Annotated in this window: 16 protein-coding genes; 12 read left to right on the forward strand and 4 right to left on the reverse strand. The window is 66.5% G+C overall.

Features of this window, described 5'->3' with window-relative positions; all coding sequences use genetic code 11:
* The 3 genes from ACOMG5_RS09845 to ilvD form a co-directional block, all read left to right on the forward strand.
* Positions 1–462: energy-coupling factor transporter transmembrane component T family protein (locus ACOMG5_RS09845; RefSeq protein ID WP_420343624.1), on the forward strand; the 462-nt coding region annotated here is incomplete at its 5' end.
* Positions 459–1154 (forward strand): energy-coupling factor ABC transporter ATP-binding protein, encoded by a 696-nt coding sequence (locus ACOMG5_RS09850; RefSeq protein WP_420343625.1) that lies wholly within the window; start codon positions 459–461, stop codon positions 1152–1154. The genes ACOMG5_RS09845 and ACOMG5_RS09850, both read left to right, overlap by 4 nt.
* Before the next feature lie 109 nt (positions 1155–1263).
* Complete coding sequence (gene ilvD / locus ACOMG5_RS09855) at positions 1264–3096, forward strand: dihydroxy-acid dehydratase (protein WP_420343626.1); 1833 nt, start codon at positions 1264–1266, stop codon at positions 3094–3096.
* Between the two features lie 1143 nt (positions 3097–4239).
* Here ilvD and ACOMG5_RS09860 read toward each other — a convergent pair.
* A complete protein-coding gene (locus tag ACOMG5_RS09860) occupies positions 4240–5517 on the reverse strand; it encodes a DUF3422 family protein (RefSeq protein WP_420343627.1) in 1278 nt (425 codons plus the stop codon).
* Between the two features lie 273 nt (positions 5518–5790).
* The gene (clpA, locus tag ACOMG5_RS09865; RefSeq protein WP_420343628.1) at positions 5791–8112 is read right to left on the reverse strand and encodes an ATP-dependent Clp protease ATP-binding subunit ClpA; all 2322 of its coding nucleotides are present in this window, start codon (positions 8110–8112) and stop codon (positions 5791–5793) included.
* 271 nt (positions 8113–8383) lie between these two features.
* Between clpA and ACOMG5_RS09870 the strand changes: the two genes are divergently transcribed.
* Positions 8384–9697, forward strand: coding sequence for a chloride channel protein (locus ACOMG5_RS09870; protein WP_420343629.1), 1314 nt, complete (start codon positions 8384–8386; stop codon positions 9695–9697).
* A gap of 313 nt (positions 9698–10010) precedes the next feature.
* On the opposite strand, the gene gloB is transcribed toward ACOMG5_RS09870, so the two are convergent.
* Positions 10011–10778, reverse strand: a complete 768-nt coding sequence (gene gloB / locus ACOMG5_RS09875) for a hydroxyacylglutathione hydrolase (RefSeq protein WP_420343630.1) — start codon at positions 10776–10778, stop codon at positions 10011–10013.
* A gap of 101 nt (positions 10779–10879) precedes the next feature.
* Between gloB and ACOMG5_RS09880 the strand changes: the two genes are divergently transcribed.
* The 6 genes from ACOMG5_RS09880 to ACOMG5_RS09905 all read left to right on the forward strand — a co-directional run bounded on the left by ACOMG5_RS09880 (position 10880) and on the right by ACOMG5_RS09905 (position 16808).
* A complete protein-coding gene (locus tag ACOMG5_RS09880; protein WP_420343631.1) occupies positions 10880–11638 on the forward strand; it encodes a methyltransferase domain-containing protein in 759 nt (252 codons plus the stop codon).
* A 334-nt stretch (positions 11639–11972) separates the two neighbouring features.
* Positions 11973–12533 (forward strand): F0F1 ATP synthase subunit delta, encoded by a 561-nt coding sequence (locus tag ACOMG5_RS09885; RefSeq protein WP_420343632.1) that lies wholly within the window; start codon positions 11973–11975, stop codon positions 12531–12533.
* Positions 12533–14062 (forward strand): F0F1 ATP synthase subunit alpha, encoded by a 1530-nt coding sequence (atpA, locus tag ACOMG5_RS09890; RefSeq protein WP_420343633.1) that lies wholly within the window; start codon positions 12533–12535, stop codon positions 14060–14062. The genes ACOMG5_RS09885 and atpA overlap by 1 nt, the downstream gene beginning before the upstream one ends.
* A gap of 21 nt (positions 14063–14083) precedes the next feature.
* Positions 14084–14959: a F0F1 ATP synthase subunit gamma gene (locus ACOMG5_RS09895; RefSeq protein ID WP_420343634.1), complete on the forward strand. Its 876-nt coding sequence runs from the start codon at positions 14084–14086 to the stop codon at positions 14957–14959.
* Between the two features lie 18 nt (positions 14960–14977).
* Positions 14978–16396, forward strand: a complete 1419-nt coding sequence (gene atpD / locus ACOMG5_RS09900) for a F0F1 ATP synthase subunit beta (protein WP_420343635.1) — start codon at positions 14978–14980, stop codon at positions 16394–16396.
* 10 nt (positions 16397–16406) lie between these two features.
* Complete coding sequence (locus ACOMG5_RS09905; protein WP_420343636.1) at positions 16407–16808, forward strand: F0F1 ATP synthase subunit epsilon; 402 nt, start codon at positions 16407–16409, stop codon at positions 16806–16808.
* 119 nt (positions 16809–16927) lie between these two features.
* Here the strand turns inward: ACOMG5_RS09905 and ccrA are convergent, their stop codons facing one another.
* Positions 16928–18223, reverse strand: a complete 1296-nt coding sequence (gene ccrA, locus ACOMG5_RS09910) for a crotonyl-CoA carboxylase/reductase (protein ID WP_420343637.1) — start codon at positions 18221–18223, stop codon at positions 16928–16930.
* Positions 18224–18441: 218 nt separating this feature from the next.
* Here ccrA and ACOMG5_RS09915 point away from each other — a divergent pair, with 218 nt between their 5' ends.
* Both ACOMG5_RS09915 and ACOMG5_RS09920 read left to right on the forward strand, forming a co-directional pair.
* Positions 18442–19050, forward strand: a complete 609-nt coding sequence (locus ACOMG5_RS09915) for a VPLPA-CTERM sorting domain-containing protein (RefSeq protein WP_420343638.1) — start codon at positions 18442–18444, stop codon at positions 19048–19050.
* Positions 19051–19127: 77 nt separating this feature from the next.
* Positions 19128–21101, forward strand: a complete 1974-nt coding sequence (locus ACOMG5_RS09920; protein ID WP_420343639.1) for a methylmalonyl-CoA mutase family protein — start codon at positions 19128–19130, stop codon at positions 21099–21101.
* Positions 21102–21125 lie beyond the last annotated feature (24 nt).

Consider the following 21125-nt stretch of genomic DNA (forward strand, 5'->3'; position numbering starts at 1 on the left):
CTCAGCCGCGAGGGGCTGCTGCGGGCGGGGCTGGTGGGCTGCAAGGTCACGGCGGCGGCGCTTTTGCTGATGGCGCTCCTTGGCCGGGTGGAGATGGCGCGGCTCGGTGCGGCGCTCCATGCGCTGCGGCTGCCGGAGCCGCTGGTGCGGGTCTTCGTGCTGGCGCCGCGCTATCTGGAGGTGATCCGGGCCGAAGCCGCCCGGCTGCGCCTCGCGATGCGCGCGCGCGGCTTCCGGCCCGGCACCGGCCGCCACACCTGGCGCAGCTATGGCAACCTCACGGGCATGCTGCTCGTGCGCGCGCTGGAGCGCGCCCGGCGGGTCGAAGAGGCGATGCGGATGCGCGGCTTCAGCGGCCGCTTCGCCCATGCGGCCTTCGCCCGGCCGCGGGCGGCGGATTGGGCGGGCTTTGTGGCGCTGTGCCTCTGCGGGGCGCTGGCTGTGGCGGTGGACCGGCTGTGATCCCGTTGATTTCCCTCGGCGATGTGTCGGTCTCGCGCGATGGGGCGGCGGTGCTGCGGGGGGCTTCGCTGCGTCTTTTGCCGCGCGAGCGGCTGGCCATCGTCGGGCCGAATGGCGCGGGCAAGACCACGCTCCTGCGCGCCATCGCCGGGCTCGAGCCTGCCGAAGGGGCGGTGCGCCTCTTCGGGACGGACTGCCGCCGCGAGCGCGATTTCCGGCCCCTGCGCCCGCGACTGGGCTTCCTGTTCCAGGACAGCGACGATCAGCTTTTCTGCCCGACAGTGCTGGAGGATGTGGCCTTCGGCCCGGCGAATATCGGCCTGAGTGATCCGGAGGCCGCGGCGCGGGAGGTGCTGGCCGAACTCGGGATCGGCCATCTGGCGGAGCGGGTCACGCACCGGCTCTCGGGCGGAGAGAAGCGGCTCGTGTGCCTCGCGGGGCTGCTGGCGATGCGGCCCGATGTGCTGCTGCTCGATGAGCCGACGAATGGTGTCGATGCGGCAAACATGGCGCGGCTGCGCGCGGCGCTCGCGGCCTTCGAGGGCGCGATGATCCTCGTGTCGCATGATGCGGGCTTCGTGGCCGAGCTGGCGAGCCGGGCGATGCTGATCGAGGAGGGCCGGCTGATCCCGGCGGAGATCCATTCGCATCCGCATCTGCACAGCCATCCGCACCTGCATCCGCACGGGTGACGGGCGCATGGGTAACGGGTTCTGACCCTTTACAACATTGGCATTTCCGGCGCGCGCGCGTAAGAGGGCGCAAGACCGCCACTCGGGCGGAGCGACCCGGAGGAGCCAGATGCCTTACTACCGTTCCCGCAAATCCACCCACGGCCGCAACATGGCGGGCGCACGCGGCCTGTGGCGCGCGACCGGCATGACGGACAGCGATTTCGGCAAACCGATCATCGCGGTGGTGAACTCCTTCACGCAATTCGTCCCCGGGCACGTGCACCTCAAGGACCTGGGCCAGATGGTCGCGCGCGAGATCGAGAAGGCGGGCGGCGTGGCGAAGGAATTCAACACGATCGCGATCGACGACGGCATCGCGATGGGCCATGACGGGATGCTCTATTCGCTGCCCTCGCGCGAGGTGATCGCCGACAGTGTGGAATACATGGTGAATGCGCATTGCGCCGATGCGATGGTCTGCATCTCCAACTGCGACAAGATCACCCCCGGGATGATGATGGCGGCGATGCGGCTCAACATCCCGGTGATCTTCGTATCGGGCGGGCCGATGGAGGCGGGCAAGATCTCGCCCGACATCATCGCGCATGACCTCGACCTGGTCGATGCGATGGTCGTGGCGGCCGATGACAAATACACCGACGAACAGGTCGAGGCGATCGAGAAGGCCGCCTGCCCGACCTGCGGATCGTGCTCGGGGATGTTCACCGCGAATTCGATGAACTGCCTTGCGGAGGCGCTTGGCCTCGCGCTGCCGGGCAATGGCTCGATGCTGGCCACGCATGCGGACCGCAAGGAGCTGTTCCTGGAGGCCGGGCGCCGGATCGTCGATATCACCAAGCGCCATTACGAGGGCGAGGAGGCCGGCCTGCTGCCGCGCGATATCGCCACGTTTGATGCGTTCGAGAATGCGATGAGCCTCGATATCGCGATGGGCGGCTCCACCAACACGGTGCTGCACCTGCTTGCCATCGCCTATGAAGGCGCGGTCGATTTCACCATGGACGACATCGACCGGCTGAGCCGCAAGGTGCCGGTGCTGTGCAAGGTGGCGCCCGCGAAGCAGGACGTGCACATGGAGGACGTTCACCGCGCGGGCGGCATCATGGGGATCCTCGGCGAGATGAACCGCGCCGGGCTGATCCATGCGGGCGTGCGCACCGTGCATGCGCCGACGCTGGGCGAGGCGATTGCGAAATGGGATGTGATCACGGCGAATGACCCGGCGGTGGAGGAATTCTACCGCGCGGCGCCCGGCGGCGTGCGCACCACCCAGGCCTTCTCCACCGGCAACCGCTACAAGGAACTGGACCGCGACCGCGCCAAGGGCGTGATCCGCGCGGCCGAGCATGCGTTTTCCAAGGACGGCGGCCTCGCGGTGCTGTTTGGCAATATCGCCGAGCACGGCTGCATCGTGAAAACCGCGGGCGTAGACGATTCCATCCTGAAATTCTCGGGCTCTGCCAAGGTGTTCGAGAGCCAGGACGATGCCGTTTCGGGTATCCTCACCGGCAAGGTGAAGGAAGGCGAGGTGGTGGTGATCCGCTTCGAGGGGCCGCGCGGCGGGCCGGGGATGCAGGAAATGCTGTACCCGACGAGCTACCTGAAATCGAAGGGGCTGGGCGCGAAATGCGCGTTGCTCACGGATGGCCGGTTCTCGGGCGGTACCTCGGGTCTCTCGATCGGGCACGTTTCGCCGGAGGCGGAGGAGGGCGGCCTGATCGGGCTGGTGGAAACCGGCGACCGGATCGAGATCGACATTCCGAACCGGACGATCAACCTCGCGGTGGCTGCGGATGTGCTCGAGGCGCGCCGCGCCGCGAAGGGCCCGCTGCCCTGGACCCCGAGCGCGCCGCGCAGCCGGCAGGTCTCCACCGCACTGAAGGCCTATGCGATGCTGGCCTCCTCGGCAGCCAAGGGGGGCGTGCGTATACTGCCCTGAGGGCAGGGTTGCCCGGCCGTCTCGCGCGAGGCCCGCGGGGGCTGCCGGAGTGCTGATCTCGCCCCTTGCGCCGAAGGGTTCGGCTGCAAGGGGCCGATTTCCTCCCCGGGGCGCCGCGGGTGGCGTTTGCCCTGAGGCGCAATCGGTGCAGAGCGGCCGTGAGGGATTGGCGCATCGCTCAGCGCCCTGGCCCGGTCATGCGGCGGAAATTTCTCGCCCGGGAGGCCCGGCCGTAACTTCAGGGACGGGCCCTGCCTCTATGGCGATGCCTGTAGGCGCGTCCTTTGCGGGTGTCGGCAGCGCGGAGGAGCGCTTTTCAGAACGTGCCAGTTTCCGCCCCTGATAAGGGGGCTGGACTGCGCGGCGCGCGGGCGCCGAACGGGGCGGCTCAAGTCTTTGCGGGGGCGCCGGCAGGACCTTCCGAGCGCCCCTGTCAGCCTCCCGCCGGGCCGCTCTCCGCTGGCAATCCGGACTGCCACTGAGCTTACATCCAACGACGACCTGAGCCCTTCGGTCGTTTCTCTGCGCCGCGCCTTTGGATGGCCCGATTGCAGAATTTTCAGCGCCCGCTCGGGGTGACCGGCTGCCGACTGCTCCCCAGACCGAGACAGCCATCCCAAGAGCGCGATCAGGCGGGAGAGCAGTCGGGCAGGGCGCGACGCGTAAGAACGGATCGCGCGCAGGAAGCCGCTCTGGGAAAAGCTATTGAGGCCCGCTGCCCGGAGTGGACAGTTCCGCCTCGCCCCGCGTGGTCTCATCGACGATTGCACCCCGGCCGTATCGTCGATGCCCCCTCGTGGCCTCAGGAATACCATCGCCACTGCGCCAAGGGGAGACGAGGCGGCGGAGGGTCGCGCTCATCTATACGGCGCATAGGTACGCTGACCCATCGAGGGGCGGCGGAGTGATTGCCATGAAATCGCTGTGCGGCGGCCTGTGATTTGACGACAGAGGGTGTGCCAGGCGCGCGGAAAGCCCATCGGCCCGACGCGGCAGCAGACTCCTTTGCCAAGGCCCGACTCGCGCTTCGGCTGGCCTCTCGTGCCGGGGCCCACGCCCGCGGTGGGGGGCTGCCATCGGCGTGAACTCCTGATCCACATGTGGATATTAGTCCGCAGCACGCACAGCGCGCTGCGGAACGGCTTAGTGAAAACCCTTGCGGATCCGCCGGATCATCAGCCAGACACCAAGGATGACCAGCGGTGTCAGGCCGGCAATCGCCATCTCTTTCGACAGGCCGAAATGCTTCGCGAGGGGATAGCTCAAATAGCCCGCAAGGCTCACCGCATAATAGCTGATCGCCACGACCGACAGCCCTTCGACCGTGTGCTGCAGCCGCAGCTGCAGATCGGCCCGGCGGTCCATACTCTCGAGCACTTTCTGGTTCTGCGACTGGCGGGCAACCTCCACCTGGGTGCGCAGAGATTCCGCGGCGCGGGAGGCGCGTTCCACCATGGCCTGAAGCCGGGCTTCTGCGGAAATCACCGTGCGCATCGCCGGTTCGTAGCGGCGCAGCATGAATTCCCCGAATTTCTGACGCCCCTGCACACGGCTTTCGCGCAGCACATCGACCCTTTCGCGCACGATGGCGGCATAGGCGCCGGTCGCGCCAAAGCGGAACGAATGGCCGACGGCCAGAGCCTCCAGTTCGGCCGAAATCGTGAGCAGCCGCTGCAGCGTGTCTTCGGCCACGCCTCCGCCCATACCGTTGACGACCTCTGAAAGGCGCGGCTCGAGTTCGTTCAGACGGCGGGTCAGCCCGCGCGCGCGGCCCAGCCCAAGCATTGACATGGCCCGATAGGTTTCCATTTCGCACAGCCACTGCACGATGCGGCCGATCCGGCCCGGGCCGGTGCCGCGGTGCGGGAACAGGGCGAAGCGCATCTGACCGTTGGCGTCGATGCGAAAATCGGTGGCGACGATCGCAGCCCCGTCCAGAACCCAGGCGCAGACCAGGCTTTCGGCGACGAACCAGTCTTCGATCATGGGGATGATCGCATCCGGGTCTTCCGGCAGGGGCTCGATACGGACCTGCACTGCGGCAATGCGCTTTCCGGGGGCGGCGGCGAGCCAGTCCGCCGGGAAGACTTCGGTTTCGGCCGGGTCGAAGGCGCGCGCGGAAACTCCCTGCGCATGGGCCAGATAGGTCACGAATTCGGTGTGGCTCTCCCAGGCCAGATGCGACCGGCCAAGCGGCGCTGCGTGATGGGTCGCGTCCAGCGTCGGCAGGAAGCTCCCGTTCCTCTCGAGCAGGTCGCACAGATGCGCGTGATCGCGCGCGCGGTTCCGGTTTGCGGCATCAACCGGGTCCTTGATCGCCACATAGGCGACCTGTGCCGGCGCCTGAATCGCAGGGAAAGGGCGGGCGTGAAGCTCGTTAACCAGCGCGTGGCGAAGGGGATGATCTTCGATCAGGGGCATGCCGGAACTCCTGCAGGATAATTCTCCTTAGCCGATGCTTTCCTGAAGGCAATCTAAAAAATTGTGTAATGCCAGATATTTGCGGAATACAACTGTATGCCGCGAGAGGGCTGCGCCCAGTCCATAGCCGACGAAACCGAATGGCATGCTGGTGCTCAAGGGCTGGCGGCAAAGCTCTGGCTTCCGGTGGTCCGCTTGGGGGGATTCGCATTCATGGCGCCGCAAATAGAATGAGGCCCGCCGGGTGGCGGGCCTCTGTGGTCGTTTGCCGTGTCACCCGGCGGGCAGGAGGCGCGGTTTCGTGCGCGTCAGCCGAGGCTTGCCGTGCTCGGAAATGTCGAGCTGGATCGTGCCGTCCTTCACCGTCACGCGCACGACGCCACCCTTCGTCAGCCGCCCGAATAGCAGCTCATCGGCCAGCGGCTTCTTCAGTTGCTCCTGAATCACGCGGCCCAGCGGACGCGCGCCCATCTTGTCGTCGTAGCCTTTCTCGGCGAGCCAGTCGGCCGCCTCCGGGCTCAGCTCGATATGGACATTACGGTCGATCAGCTGGGCTTCCAGCTGCAGAACGAACTTGTCCACCACCTGCAGGATCACCTCACGCGGCAGCGGCGCGAAGGACACGACAGCATCCAGACGGTTGCGGAATTCGGGCGTGAAGGTGCGCTCGATCGCGGCCTTATCTTCGCCCTCGCGCTTGTCGCGCCCGAAGCCGATCGCGGCCTTCTGCATGTCCGATGCACCCGCATTCGAGGTCATGATCAGGATCACGTTGCGGAAATCCACCTGCCGGCCATTGTGGTCGGTCAGCTTGCCGTGGTCCATCACCTGCAGCAGGATGTTATACACATCCGGGTGCGCCTTCTCGATTTCGTCGAGCAACAGCACGCAATGCGGATGCTGGTCCACGCCATCGGTCAGCATCCCGCCCTGATCGAAGCCGACGTAGCCCGGAGGCGCGCCGATCAGCCGGCTGACCGCATGCTTCTCCATGTATTCCGACATGTCGAAGCGCAGCAGTTCCACACCGAGGATCTTCGCCAGCTGGCTCGCGACTTCGGTCTTGCCGACGCCGGTGGGGCCTGCAAACAGGTAGTTGCCGATCGGCTTTTCGGGCTCGCGCAGACCTGCGCGCGCCAGCTTGATCGCCGAAGACAGCGCCTCGATCGCCTTGTCCTGCCCGAAGACCACGCGCTTGAGCGTTTTCTCCAGGTCGCGCAGCACCTCGGCATCGTCCTTCGACACGTTCTTCGGGGGGATCCGGGCGATCTTGGCAACCACCGCCTCGATCTCCTTCTCGCCCAGCGTCTTGCGCCGCTTCGAAGCCGAGAGCAGATGCTGCGCAGCACCCGCTTCGTCGATCACGTCGATCGCCTTGTCAGGCAGCTTGCGGTCGTTGATGTAGCGCGCCGACAGCTCCACCGCCGCCTTGATCGCGTCATTGGTATAGCGCAGGTCGTGGTGCTTCTCGAAATAGGGCTTCAGCCCCATCAAAATCTTGATCGAATCCGCCACCGAGGGCTCGTTCACGTCGATCTTCTGGAACCGGCGGCTCAGGGCGCGGTCCTTCTCGAAATGCTGGCGGTATTCCTTGTAGGTGGTCGAGCCCATGCAGCGCAGCTTGCCGCCCGCGAGCGCTGGCTTCAACAGGTTCGATGCATCCATCGCCCCGCCCGAGGTCGCCCCCGCGCCGATCACGGTGTGGATTTCGTCGATGAACAGGATCGCGTTCGGATGATCCTCCAGCTCCTTCACCACCGCCTTCAGCCGCTCTTCGAAATCGCCGCGATACCGCGTCCCGGCCAGCAGCGCGCCCATGTCGAGCGAGAAGATCATGGCCTTGGCCAGGATCTCCGGCGTCTCGCCGCGCACGATCTTCAGCGCCAGGCCCTCGGCGATGGCGGTCTTGCCCACGCCCGGGTCGCCCACCAGCAGCGGGTTGTTCTTGCGCCGGCGGCACAGCACCTGGATCGCGCGCTCCACCTCTTCCTCGCGCCCGATCAGCGGGTCGATATCGCCCTTCTGCGACTTGACGTTGAGGTTGACGCAATATTTGCCGAGCGCGGATTCCTTGTTCTCCGCGTGGGTCGCCTGAGCTTCCTGCTTGGGTTCCTCGTCGGAGCCGACGACCGGGCGCGGCTCGCCGAAGGACGGGTCCTTCGCCACGCCATGCGCGATGAAGTTGACCGCGTCATAGCGGGTCATGTCCTGCTCCTGCAGGAAGAAGGCGGCATTGCTCTCGCGTTCGGCAAAGATCGCGACGAGCACATTGGCCCCGGTGACTTCGGTGCGCCCCGAGCTCTGGACGTGGATCGCTGCGCGCTGGATCACGCGCTGGAAGGCGGCAGTCGGCACGGCCTCGGATCCTTCGACCTCGGTGATCAGGGTCGAGAGATCGTCGTCGATGAATTCGGTCAGCGTCTGTCGCAGCTCGTCGAGGTTCACGCCGCAGGCGCGCATCACGCGGCCGGCGTCGGGCTCGTCGATCAGGGCGAGCAACAGGTGTTCGAGCGTGGCCAGCTCATGCTTGCGCGCATTGGCAAGTGCCAGCGCCCCATGAATGGCTTGTTCGAGCGTGGTCGAGAACGACGGCATCTGATGCTCCTTTCTTCGGCGGGGGTGTCCTGCCGACATTGGCCTCATGAGGTTAAAGTTCGGTGGATTTCGCCACTCTTCAAGCCCCATCTGCGCAAAAATCGTTCAAACTTTGCGTTGCGCCCAAAAAATGATCATGCCGCATGGGCAAAATCACCGGGCAGGGCAGCTCAGTTAGGAACGCTCTGCACTTGCAACAAGGGATAGCGCAGTCCATGGGAAAGAAAAGCGCAGAGCGGGGCAAAAGATGGGGTCCTTGAGGATTCGGCGGATGGCGATGCTGCGCCGGTCGCGTGCCATGGTGACGCGCCGGCACATCGCGGCCCGGCTGGTCTTCTGGAGCGGGGCGCTGGCCATCGGGCTGGTCAGCGTCGGCTTCGCGATTGCCGCCGATCATGCGCAGGAGCTGTTTCTGGCCGCCACGCGCGATGGCTGGCGGCGCTGGCTGCCGCTGCTGATCACGCCTGCGGGCTTCGTGCTCAGCGCCTGGGCTGCGGCGCGGCTGTTTCCGGGCACGCAGGGCTCGGGCATTCCGCAGGCCATCGCCGCGCGCGAGCTGTGCCACCTTCCGGGGCGCGGCGGGGTGCTGTCGCTGCGCATCGCCTTCGGCAAGGTCCTGCTGACGGTCGCGGGGCTGGCCTGCGGCGCCTCCATCGGGCGCGAGGGCCCGACGGTCCAGATCGGCGCCTCGATCATGATGGCCGCGGGGCGCTACGGCAACATGGTGCGGATGCGCGGGCTGATCCTCGCGGGCTCTGCGGCCGGGATCGCCGCGGCCTTCAACACGCCGATCGCGGGCATCGTCTTCGCCATCGAGGAAATGGGCCGCTCGTTCCAGGCGCGCACCAATGGCGTGGTGCTGACGACGGTGATCATCTCGGGGATCGCCTCGCTCTGGCTCCTCGGCAGCTATACCTATTTCGGCGTGTCGCATGCCACCTTCGGCACGCTGAAGGACTGGCTCCTCGTCGGCGCCTGCGGCATCTGCGGCGGGCTGATGGGCGCGGCCTTTTCCCGCGCCGTGATCTGGATCACGCGGCGCCTGCGCCGGGTCCGGGCCATGCCCGCGCTGCAGCGCACGCTGATCGTGGCGCTGGTGGCGGGGCTGATTACGGCCGTGGTCGGCATCCTCACCGGCGGCGAGACCTGGGGCACCGGCTACGAACAGGCCCGCGCGGCGATCGAGGGCGAAGCCCCCGAGGCGCATTTCTTCGTGGCGAAGCTGCTGGTCACGCTGGCGGCCACGGTATCGGGTATTCCGGGCGGGCTGTTTGCGCCGTCGCTTTCGGTGGGCGCGGGGCTTGGAGCGATGCTCGCCGGGCTGATCGGGGGGCAGGTGGGGCTCGCGGCCATTCTCGGAATGGCGGGCTATTTTGCCGGGGTCACCCAGGCGCCGCTGACCGCGATCGTGATCATCGTCGAGATGACCGGAAACCACGGCAATATCGTGCCGGTGATGGCCTCGGCCATGCTGGGCTATGGCACCGCGCGGGTGATCTCGCCCGAGACGCTGTATCATGCGCTCTCGCGGCTGTTCATCGCCGATGCGCTCCGGCGCTACCGCTCGGAGGATCGTGGGGCTTAGCGCGCCGGAAGGCATAAACCGTCAGTGCAGGCCATGCGGCCTCTAGGCCCCGCCCGCAGCGCTGCGCAGGCCAGAGAGGACCCGCAGCCTTCCGCCGCAGGCCATAGGGGATCGGGCCCGATCGTCCGCCGCGCCGCCTGTGTCACAGGCGGCGGGTATTCACCGGCCCGCGCGGAGGGAGCTGGCGCCCGGAAGACCCATGTTCCACGATGCATCCCGGGCTTCGGGGCCGCCCCCGCGCGTGTCGCCCGGCCATCGCTATCACCCCCGGCCTGGCTTATGCCCCAGCGGCCGCTCCGGGGGCAGGCCGGCGCTAGAAGCGGTCCTTGCGTGCCCGGGCCTCGGTGAAAAGCTCGAGTGCGCTCGCGCCTTCCGGCAGGCCGAGCGCCCGCCGCAGCCCGTCGTCGGCGCGCAGGAACGGGTTCGTGGCCAGCTCCTGCGCCAGCGTCGGCGGAAGGCTTGGCTTTCCCTCGGCCCGCAGCGCCCGAACCTCCGCCATCCGCGCCACAAGCGCCGGGCTCCCGGGTTCCAGCGCCAGCGCAAAGCGGCCGTTCGCCTCGGTATATTCGTGCCCGGAGCAGATCCGCGTTTCGGGTGGCAGCGCGGCCAGACGGCGCAGCGTGGCATGCATCTGCGCGGGCGTCCCCTCGAACAGCCGCCCGCAGCCCCAGCTCATCAGACTGTCGCCCGAGAACAGCAGCCCCGCCTCCGCCAGGTAATAGGCCACATGGCCCAGCGTATGGCCCGGCGCGTCGATCACCTCCACAGTCTGGATCCCGAGCGGAAACCGGTCTCCGGGCGCTACGGCATCGCTCAGCGCGGGCAGCCGCGCGGCATCCTGCGCCGCGCCGATCACCCGCGCGCCGGTCATCTGCGCCAGCGCCTCCACCCCGGCGATATGGTCGTCGTGATGGTGGGTGATCAGGATATGGTTGAGCCGCCAGCCACGAGCCTTCAGCACGTCGAGGATCGGCGCCGCATCGGGCACGTCGATCACGGCGGTGGTATCCGTCGCCTGCTCATGGATGATCCAGGCGTAATTGTCGGACAGGCAGGGAACGATCGTCAGTTCAAGGGTCATGGCGTTTCGCTCGCGTTGCTCTATGCTCGGGTCTGATACGGGGGCCAGATACTGGTTAAGCTACTGGCGCCAGAGCATCGCCGAAGGAGACCTGTGACGCAATGCACCTCGACGTGCTCGACCTGCGCAACTTCTACTACCGCACGCAGCTGGGCCGCGCCGCACAGAAGGCGATCCGCGACAGGCTGACGGAGCTGTGGCCCGCCACCCCGGGCGAGATGGCGGGGCAGACGGTGGTGGGCTATGGCTTCGCCGTGCCGCTCCTGCGCCCCTACCTTGCAACGGCGCGCCGGGTGATCGGGCTGATGCCCTCCGATCAGGGCGTGATGCCCTGGCCTGCGGGCATGCCCAATGTCTCGGTGCTGTGCGAGGAGGCGCGCTGGCCGCTCGAAACCGGCATGGCGGACCGGCTGGTGTTGCTGCACGGGCTCGAAGTCTCGGACAACCCCGATCTGCTGCTCGAGGAATGCTGGCGCGTGCTGGGGCCGGGCGGGCGGGCGATGCTCATCGTGCCGAACCGCTCGGGCCTCTGGGCGCCGCGCGAGACCACGCCCTTCGGCTTCGGCCGGCCCTATACGCTCGGCCAGCTCGACATGCAGTGCCGCCGCGCGGGCTTCGTGCCCGAACGCCATGCCGCCGCGCTCTATATCCCGCCCTCGCACCGCCGCTTCTGGCTGCGCTCGGCCTCGATGTGGGAGCGCTTCGGCGGGCGCCTGACCGGCCTCATTGCCGCGGGCGTGCTGATGCTCGAATTGTCCAAGCAGGTGCATGCGCCCCGCCGCCCCGGGCTCGGCGCCACCGTGCGCCGGCCGATGTCGGTGCTGGAGGGGGTGGGGCAGGCCGCGGCCGGCCCCGTCTGAGCGGGCACGCTGCGGCGCGCGTATAGAATCACCGCCGCCGCCCGCGCCGCCCGGCAGATGGATTTACTCGGGTTTTCCGGGCCCTGATCGCAAAGCGAAATCCACAGTTCTGTGATGTTAGCGGGTGAACTCGGCGGGCATGGGCAGGACAGGGCAAAATAGGTGCCCGTCTATCACATTCTGTTGTCCAAGACGGTTGCGAGGGGGGGGGCGCTCTGCTACACGCAACGCCGAATATGGTGCAAGGGCCGGCGGGCCGCTGCACCGATAACGGGGGACCTCCGCCCGGTCCGACAGGGCCGCCGGCAGGGGGCAGAACATCGGAAGGGTGGACGTGTCCGAACCAGCTTCGATTTCCGCAGCCATTGCCGGGCGCTACGCCTCGGCTATTTTCGAACTGGCGCAGGAGGCGAAAGCCGTCCCCGCGCTCGAGGCGGACGTGGAGGCGGTCGGCGCGGCCCTCTCGGCCTCGGCCGAGCTGCGCGACGTGATCGCATCGCCGATCTATGGCCGCGAGGAAGCCACGCGCGCGGTTGCCGCGCTGGCCAAGACGATGAAGCTCTCCGCGCCGCTGGCCAATGGCCTGACGCTGATGGCGGAGAAGCGCCGTCTGTTCGCGCTGCCGCAGCTCCTGAGCGCGCTGTCCGCCCTGATCGCCGAGGCGAAGGGCGAGATGACGGCCGATGTCACCTCCGCGGCCGCGCTGACCAAGGCGCAGACCACGGATCTGGCGGCCGCGCTCAGCGAAAAGACCGGCAAGACCGTCAAACTCAATGTCACCGTCGATGAAAGCCTGATCGGCGGCATGATTGTCAGGCTGGGGTCGCAGATGATCGACACGTCGATCCGCGCGAAACTCGCCTCCCTGCAAAATACCATGAAAGAGGTCGGATAATGGGCATCCAAGCAGCTGAGATCTCTGCGATCCTCAAGGAGCAGATCAAGAATTTCGGGCAGGACGCCCAGGTGGCCGAAATCGGCCGCGTGCTGTCGGTTGGCGATGGCATCGCCCGCGTCTACGGTCTGGACAACGTCCAGGCCGGTGAAATGGTCGAATTCCCCGGCGGCATCCGCGGCATGGCGCTGAACCTCGAGACCGACAACGTCGGTATCGTTATCTTCGGCTCCGACCGGGACATCAAGGAAGGCGACACCGTCAAGCGCACCAACGCGATCGTGGACGTCCCGGTGGGCCCGGCGCTCCTCGGCCGCGTGGTCGACGCGCTCGGCAACCCGATCGACGGCAAGGGCCCGATCGCCGCGACCGAACGCCGCGTCGCCGACGTGAAGGCCCCGGGCATCATCCCGCGGAAATCGGTGCACGAGCCGATGTCGACCGGTCTGAAATCGGTCGACGCGATGATCCCGATCGGCCGCGGACAGCGCGAGCTGATCATCGGGGACCGTCAGACCGGCAAGACCGCGATTGCGCTCGACACCATCCTGAACCAGAAGTCGTACAACGCCGCCAACCCGGAGAAGAAGCTGCACTGCTTCTACGTCGCCGTCGGCCAGAAGCGTTCGACCGTGGCCCAGCTGGTGAAGAAGCTCGAAGAAACCGGCGCGATGGAATACACCACCGTCATCGCCGCGACCGCTTCGGACCCGGCGCCGATGCAATATCTCGCGCCCTATACCGCGACCGCGATGGCGGAATACTTCCGCGACAACGGCATGCACGGCCTGATGATCTACGATGACCTGTCGAAGCAGGCCGTGGCCTACCGTCAGATGTCGCTGCTGCTGCGCCGTCCGCCGGGGCGTGAAGCCTATCCGGGCGACGTGTTCTACCTCCATTCGCGCCTGCTGGAGCGTTCGGCGAAGCTGAACGAGGACTTCGGCTCGGGCTCGCTGACCGCGCTGCCGATCATCGAAACCCAGGCGGGCGACGTGTCGGCCTATATCCCGACCAACGTGATCTCGATCACCGACGGCCAGATCTTCCTCGAAACCGAACTGTTCTATCAGGGCATCCGCCCGGCCGTGAACACCGGTCTGTCGGTGTCGCGCGTGGGCTCCTCGGCGCAGACCAACTCGATGAAGTCGGTCGCAGGCCCGGTGAAGCTGGAGCTGGCGCAGTACCGCGAAATGGCGGCCTTCGCGCAGTTCGGCTCGGACCTCGACGCCGCGACGCAGAAGCTGCTGAACCGCGGCGCGCGCCTGACCGAGCTGATGAAGCAGCCGCAATATTCGCCGCTCACCAACGCGGAAATCGTTGCGGTCATCTATGCCGGCACCGCAGGCTTCCTCGATGCCGTTCCGGTGAAGGATGTCGGCCGCTGGGAAGCGGGCCTGCTGGCCTATCTGCGCGGCACCCGCAAGGACATACTCGAGTGGCTCACCAAGGACGATCCGAAGATCAAGGGTGACTCCGAAGCGAAACTGAAGGCCGCGATCGAAGAATTCGCCAAGACCTTCGCTTGATCGGCCTGAAAGGACAGGGACATGCCCAGCCTTAAGGACCTCAAGAACCGGATCACGAGTGTCAAGAACACCCGTAAGATCACGAAGGCCATGCAGATGGTCGCGGCGGCCAAGCTCCGTCGCGCCCAGGAGGCTGCCGAAGCCGCCCGGCCCTATGCCGAGCGGATGACGGCGGTCATGTCGAGCCTCGCGGCAGGTGTGGGCGGCTCGGCCTCCGCGCCCCGGCTTCTGGCCGGGACGGGGGCTGACAAGACCCATCTGCTGGTGGTGATGACCGGCGAGCGCGGCCTCTGCGGCGGCTTCAACGCCAACATCGCCAAGCTCGCCCGCGCGCGGGCCCAGGAACTGCTGGCAAACGGCAAGACGGTGAAGATCCTCACCGTCGGCAAGAAGGGCCGCGACGCATTGCGCCGCGACCTGGGCCAGTATTTCATCGGCCATATCGACCTGAGCGACGTGAAGAAGCTCGGCTATTCGAACGCCCAGGCGATCGCGAAGGACATCCTGTCGCGCTTCGCCGCCGGTGAATACGATGTCGCCACGCTCTTCTTCTCCCGCTTCGAGAGCGTGATCAGCCAGATCCCGACCGCGAAGCAGCTCATCCCGGCAGTGTTCGAGGATGCTGCGGGCCATGGCGCCACGGCCGATTTCGACTATGAGCCGAGCGAGGAGGCGATCCTGGCGGATCTGCTTCCGCGCGGTGTGGCCACGGCGATCTTCGCGGCGCTTCTGGAGAACAACGCCTCCTTCAACGGGGCGCAGATGTCGGCGATGGACAACGCGACGCGCAATGCGGGCGACATGATCGACAAGCTGACGATCGAGTATAACCGCTCGCGTCAGGCTGCGATCACCAAAGAGCTCATCGAAATCATTTCGGGCGCCGAGGCGCTCTGACGGAACCGGAGACAGATAATGGCTAGCAAAGGCAAAGTGACCCAGATCATCGGCGCCGTCGTCGACGTGCAGTTCGAAGACGGCCTGCCCTCGATCCTCAACGCCCTTGAAACCACCAACAACGGCAAGCCGCTGGTCCTCGAAGTGGCCCAGCACCTCGGCGAGAACAGCGTGCGCACCATCGCCATGGACGCGACCGAAGGCCTCGTGCGCGGTGCCGTCGTGACCGATACCGGCGCGCCGATCACCGTGCCGGTGGGCAACGCGACGCTGGGCCGCATCCTGAACGTCATCGGCGAGCCGGTGGACGAGAAGGGCCCGGTCATCAGGACCGAAGCCCGCGCGATCCACCAGCCGGCGCCCGAGTTCGACGAACAGGCGACGGAAACCGCGATCCTCGTGACCGGCATCAAGGTCATCGACCTGCTGGCGCCTTATTCCAAGGGCGGCAAGATCGGCCTGTTCGGCGGCGCCGGCGTGGGCAAGACGGTTCTGATCATGGAACTGATCAACAACATCGCCAAGGTGCACTCGGGCTTCTCCGTGTTCGCCGGTGTGGGCGAGCGGACCCGTGAAGGCAACGACCTCTATCACGAAATGATCGAGTCGGGCGTTATCAACACCGAGAAGCTCGACGAGTCGAAAGTGGCGCTGGTCTATGGCCAGATGAACGAGCCTCCGGGGGCGCGTGCGCGCGTCGCGCTGACCGGCCTGACGCTGGCCGAGCAGTTCCGCGACCAGTCGGGCACCGACGTTCTGTTCTTCGTCGACAACATCTTCCGCTTCACGCAAGCCGGTTCGGAAGTGTCGGCGCTGCTCGGCCGGATCCCTTCGGCCGTGGGCTACCAGCCGACGCTCGCGACCGACATGGGCGCGCTGCAAGAGCGCATCACCTCGACCAAGGCGGGCTCGATCACCTCGGTGCAGGCGATCTACGTTCCGGCCGACGACCTTACCGACCCGGCGCCGGCGACCTCCTTCGCCCACCTCGACGCGACCACCGTTCTCAGCCGCGCGATCTCGGAACTCGGGATCTACCCGGCCGTGGACCCGCTCGACTCCTCCTCGCGGATCCTCGATCCGCAAGTGGTCGGCCAGGAGCACTATGACACCGCCCGTGCGGTTCAGGGGATCCTGCAACGCTACAAGTCGCTCCAGGACATCATCGCCATCCTCGGGATGGACGAACTGTCCGAAGAGGACAAGCTGACGGTGACCCGCGCGCGCAAGATCCAGCGCTTCCTGAGCCAGCCGTTCGACGTGGCGAAGGTCTTCACCGGCTCGGATGGCGTCCAGGTTCCGCTGGAAGACACGATCAAGTCGTTCAAGGCTGTCGTGGCCGGCGAATACGACCACCTGCCGGAAGCCGCCTTCTACATGGTTGGCGGGATCGACGACGTGATCGCGAAGGCCGCCAAGCTCGCCGCTGCGGCGTAAGGGGGCAGAGATGGCCGATACGATGCAGTTCGACCTCGTGACGCCGGAACGGAAGCTGTCTTCCGTCCCGGTCCGCGAGGTGCGGATTCCGGGCACCGAGGGTGACCTGACCGCGATGCCCGGCCATGCGCCGCTGATCACCACGCTGCGTCCGGGGATCGTCACGGTCGTCGGCGCCGATGGGTCGAGCTACGAGTTCGGGGTGACCGGCGGTTTCGCCGAGATCACCGGCGAGAGCGTGAACCTGCTGGCCGAACGCGGCGTGCCGAAGGCGGAGCTGACTGCGGCGCTGGTCGCGGAATATGTCGCCGAGGCGAAGAAGGCCGTGGACGAGGCCGTGCCGGATGCGGTCGATGCGGCGGTGAAGCTGCTGGCCGATATGGAAGCCCTGGGCGACCACATCAACGCCTGATCGCAGGATCTACAGCAAAGGCCCCGGAGGGAAACCTCTGGGGCCTTTCGCTTGACGCCGGACCACGAATGCAAACAGCCGCCCCGAAGGGCGGCTGCGTAATCATATTCCGGGGCGGGTTACTTGCCTTCGCGGCTTGCTTCCAGCGAGTCCTCAAACGTGCGCAGCCCGGTGCGCGGCGCCTGCACCAGAACCGCCATGTTACCCGGCTTGTGCTGGTTCTTCAGCATCTTGGTATGCGCGAGCGGGATTTCCGCCCAGGGGAAGACCTCCGACATGCAGGGGTCGATCCGGCGCTCGATCATCAGCTTGTTCGCGGCCGATGCCTGCTTCAGGTGGGCGAAGTGGCTGCCCTGCAGGCGCTTCTGGTGCATCCACATGTAGCGCACGTCGAAGGTGCAGTTGAAGCCCGAGGTGCCGGCGCAGATCACGACCATGCCGCCCTTCTTCACCACCAGGGTGGAGACGGGGAAGGTGGCCTCGCCCGGGTGCTCGAACACCATATCGACGTTCACGCCCTTGCCGGTGATGTCCCAGATCGCCTTGCCGAACTTGCGCGCTTCCTTCAGCCAGTCGTTGTATTCGGTGCTGTTCACCTTGGGCAGCTGGCCCCAGCACTTGAATTCGTTGCGGTTGATCACGCCCTTGGCGCCGAGGCTCATCACGAAGTCGCGCTTCGATTCATCGGAGATCACCCCGATCGCTGAAGCCCCCGCCGCATTCACCAGCTGGATCGCGAAGCTGCCGAGGCCGCCCGAGGCGCCCCAGACCAGCACGTTCTGGCCGGGCTTCAGGTCATGCGGCTCGTGGCCGAACAGCATCCGGTAGGCGGTGGCCAGCGTCAGCGTGTAGCAGGCGGCTTCCTCCCAGGTCAGGTGCCGCGGCCGCGGCATCAGCTGCTGCGCCTGCACACGGGTGAACTGCGCGAAGGAGCCGTCGGGGGTCTCATAGCCCCAGATCCGCTGGCTCGGCGAGAACATCGGATCGCCGCCGTTGCATTCCTCGTCGTCGCCATCGTCCTGGTTGCAGTGGATCACGACCTCGTCGCCCACCTTCCAGCGGGTGACCTTCTCGCCCACCTTCCAGACGATGCCAGAGGCATCGGAGCCTGCAATGTGATAGGGCTGCTTGTGGCCGTCGAAGGGGCTGATCGGCACGCCGAGCCCGGCCCAGACGCCGTTGTAGTTCACGCCCGCGGCCATCACCAGCACGAGCACCTCGTTCGAGTCGATCTCCCAGGTATCGACAACCTCGACCTGGAACGACTTCTCGGGCTCGCCATGCCGCTCGCGGCGGATCGACCATGCGTACATCTTCTTAGGCACATAGCCGAGGGGCGGCATTTCGCCGATTTCGTACAGATCCTTTTCCGGCGCTTCGTAAGGTGCGATGCCGGTGTTCACGTCGAGGGCCATCCTACTCTCCTGTTGCCTCGCCGCGCCGCAGAATCGGGCGGGTCTCCGGGATTGAAATAATCTTGCGCGCGCAACTTTGCAATGACTGTCGTCACAAAATTGAAATTTTCTGTCGCGACGCGTGGCGCCGTTTACCTGAACTGTCGGTGCCCCGTTGGCGGCAGGGCAGGGCGGCCGCTATAAGGCTGGAAAGACGTATCTTTGTTCCGGAGTGTCCCGTGAAGGCCCTGCTTCTCTCCGCCATCCTCTGCACCGCCGCCAGCCTGGCATCGGCGGCGCATTACAGCATCGGCTTTGACGATGCGGCGCTGTCCTCTAGCCTGACCGGCGTGGATCTCGGCGGTGCGGTCTTCGACAGCGGCGCCTTCGTGCATATCGGCCCCGAGGGCAGCCGGGCGCTCCTGTCCTCGAACGACGGCAGCTATACGGCCCCGTTCCGCGCGCGCTTTACCCTGCGCGGAGTGACGGCCGTCTCCGTCGATCTCGGGGATTGGGGCATGGACGAGGATCACCTGTTCCTGCGGGCCTATGATGCCGCGGGCAGCCTGCTCGCCCAGACCACGAGCTATCTGCCCTGGTACACCGCGGGCATGCGGCGCCTGAGCCTGAGCACCGAGGCCGAGATCGCCTCGGTCGTGTTCTATGGCGCGGGCTGGCAGGGGCAGAACAACGTCTATGCCGACAATCTGAGCTTCGACACCCGAGACCTGCCCACCGTGGTGCCGCTGCCGGCGGCAGCGGTGCTGCTGGCCTCTGGCATGGCCGCCTTCGCCTGGGCGCGGCGCCGCAGCGGCAGAACCGGCGCGTGCCGCAATGCAGAGAATTGACAGGCGCATATTATTGCCAATATTAGGTCTCGACGGCAACAATCTTGCCAATCCGTAGCCCGCCCCGGAGAGAGACCATGAACGAGACCATCCGCCCCGTGAAGGAGAAACCCTGGCTGTTCCGGACCTATGCGGGCCATTCCACGGCGGAAAAATCGAACGCGCTCTACCGGATGAACCTGTCCAAGGGGCAGACCGGTCTGTCGGTGGCCTTCGATCTGCCGACCCAGACCGGCTATGATTCGGATCATGTGCTGGCGCGGGGCGAGGTCGGCAAGGTCGGCGTGCCGATCTGCCATCTGGGCGATATGCGGGCCCTGTTCGATCAGATCCCGCTCGAACAGATGAACACCTCGATGACGATCAACGCGACGGCGCCCTGGCTGCTGTCGCTCTATATCGCCGTGGCGGAGGAGCAGGGCGCCGATGTCTCGCTGCTGCAGGGCACGGTGCAGAACGATCTGGTGAAGGAATACCTGAGCCGCGGCACCTATATCTGCCCGCCCAAACCCAGCCTTGCGATGATCACCGACGTTGCCGCCTATACGCGCGAGCACCTGCCGAAATGGAACCCGATGAACGTGTGTTCCTATCACCTGCAGGAAGCGGGCGCGACGCCGGAGCAGGAGCTGGCCTTCGCTCTGGCCACGGGCATCGCCGTGCTGGACGATCTGAAGACCAAGGTGCCGCCGGAGGGCTTCCCGGCGATGGTGGGGCGGATTTCGTTCTTCGTGAATGCGGGGATCCGCTTCGTGACCGAGCTGTGCAAGATGCGCGCCTTCACCGAGCTCTGGGACGAGATCTGCCTGGAGCGCTACGGCATCACCGACGAGCGCTACCGCCGCTTCCGCTATGGCGTGCAGGTGAACAGCCTCGGGCTCACCGAACAGCAGCCGGAGAACAACGTCTACCGCATCCTGATCGAGATGCTGGCGGTGACGCTTTCCAAGAACGCGCGGGCGCGGGCGGTGCAGCTGCCAGCCTGGAACGAGGCGCTCGGCCTGCCGCGGCCCTGGGATCAGCAATGGTCGCTGCGGATGCAGCAGATCATGGCCTACGAGACCGACCTGCTGGAATATGAGGACCTGTTCGACGGCAATCCGGCGATCACGCGCAAGGTCGAGGCGCTGAAGGCGGGCGCGCGGGCGGAGCTGGAAACGCTTGATGCCATGGGCGGGGCGATCGCCGCGATCGACTATATGAAGGCGCGGCTGGTCGAATCCAATGCGGAGCGCATCAACCGCATCGAATCGAACGAGACCATCGTCGTCGGCGTGAACCGCTGGCAGCAGGGCGAGCCTTCGCCGCTGACCGCGGGCGATGGCGGGATCATGGTGGTGGATCCGGCGGTGGAGCTGGATCAGGTGTCGCGGCTGCAGCAATGGCGCGCGGCGCGCGACGAAGCGGCGGTGAAGCGGGCGCTGGAGGCGCTCTCTGCCGATGCCCGCGCCGGGCGCAACATCATGCCTGCCTCCATCGCAGCCGCGAAGGCCGGGGCCACCACCGGCGAATGGGCCGGCGTGATGCGGGCGGTCCATGGCGAATACCGCGGCCCGACCGGGGTCAGCCGTTCGCCCTCGAACCGGACGGAGGGGCTCGAGGAAATCCGCGAGGCGGTGGATGCGGCCTCGGCGCAGCTGGGCCGCCGGCTCACCTTCGTGGTCGGCAAGCCTGGGCTGGACGGCCATTCCAACGGCGCCGAGCAGATCGCCTTCCGCGCCCGCGACTGCGGCATGGACATCACCTATGAGGGCATCCGGATGACGCCGGAGCAGATCGTGGCTCAGGCGCTGGAGACCGAGGCGCATGTGGTGGGCGTGTCGATCCTGTCGGGCTCGCATCTGCCGCTGATCGAGGAACTGATGGAGCGGATGCGGGCGGCCGGGCTTGGCCATATCCCGGTGGTCGCGGGCGGGATCATCCCCGACGATGACGCCGCGCGCCTCGTGGGCTTCGGGGTCGCGCGGGTCTATACGCCGAAGGACTTCGAGCTGAACCGGATCATGATGGATATCGTCGCGCTGGCCGCGCCGAAACCGGCGGCCGCCTGAGCCCTTCCCCCCGTCATGCGCGCC

Origin of the sequence: Paenirhodobacter sp., from assembly GCF_041916475.1 — a bacterium.
In the GTDB taxonomy this organism is placed as follows: Bacteria; Pseudomonadota; Alphaproteobacteria; order Rhodobacterales; family Rhodobacteraceae; genus Rhodobacter.

What these genes read in the sequence shown, in the direction of transcription:
- ACOMG5_RS09880 (WP_420343631.1), top strand. Translation starts at nt 10,880, where the DNA reads ATGCACCTCGACGTGCTCGACCTGCGCAACTTCTACTACCGCACGCAG.
- atpD (WP_420343635.1), top strand. Translation starts at nt 14,978, where the DNA reads ATGGCTAGCAAAGGCAAAGTGACCCAGATCATCGGCGCCGTCGTCGAC.
- gloB (WP_420343630.1), bottom strand. Translation starts at nt 10,778, where the DNA reads ATGACCCTTGAACTGACGATCGTTCCCTGCCTGTCCGACAATTACGCC.
- ACOMG5_RS09920 (WP_420343639.1), top strand. Translation starts at nt 19,128, where the DNA reads ATGAACGAGACCATCCGCCCCGTGAAGGAGAAACCCTGGCTGTTCCGG.
- clpA (WP_420343628.1), bottom strand. Translation starts at nt 8,112, where the DNA reads ATGCCGTCGTTCTCGACCACGCTCGAACAAGCCATTCATGGGGCGCTG.
- ccrA (WP_420343637.1), bottom strand. Translation starts at nt 18,223, where the DNA reads ATGGCCCTCGACGTGAACACCGGCATCGCACCTTACGAAGCGCCGGAA.
- atpA (WP_420343633.1), top strand. Translation starts at nt 12,533, where the DNA reads ATGGGCATCCAAGCAGCTGAGATCTCTGCGATCCTCAAGGAGCAGATC.
- ilvD (WP_420343626.1), top strand. Translation starts at nt 1,264, where the DNA reads ATGCCTTACTACCGTTCCCGCAAATCCACCCACGGCCGCAACATGGCG.
- ACOMG5_RS09905 (WP_420343636.1), top strand. Translation starts at nt 16,407, where the DNA reads ATGGCCGATACGATGCAGTTCGACCTCGTGACGCCGGAACGGAAGCTG.
- ACOMG5_RS09895 (WP_420343634.1), top strand. Translation starts at nt 14,084, where the DNA reads ATGCCCAGCCTTAAGGACCTCAAGAACCGGATCACGAGTGTCAAGAAC.
- ACOMG5_RS09870 (WP_420343629.1), top strand. Translation starts at nt 8,384, where the DNA reads ATGGCGATGCTGCGCCGGTCGCGTGCCATGGTGACGCGCCGGCACATC.
- ACOMG5_RS09860 (WP_420343627.1), bottom strand. Translation starts at nt 5,517, where the DNA reads ATGCCCCTGATCGAAGATCATCCCCTTCGCCACGCGCTGGTTAACGAG.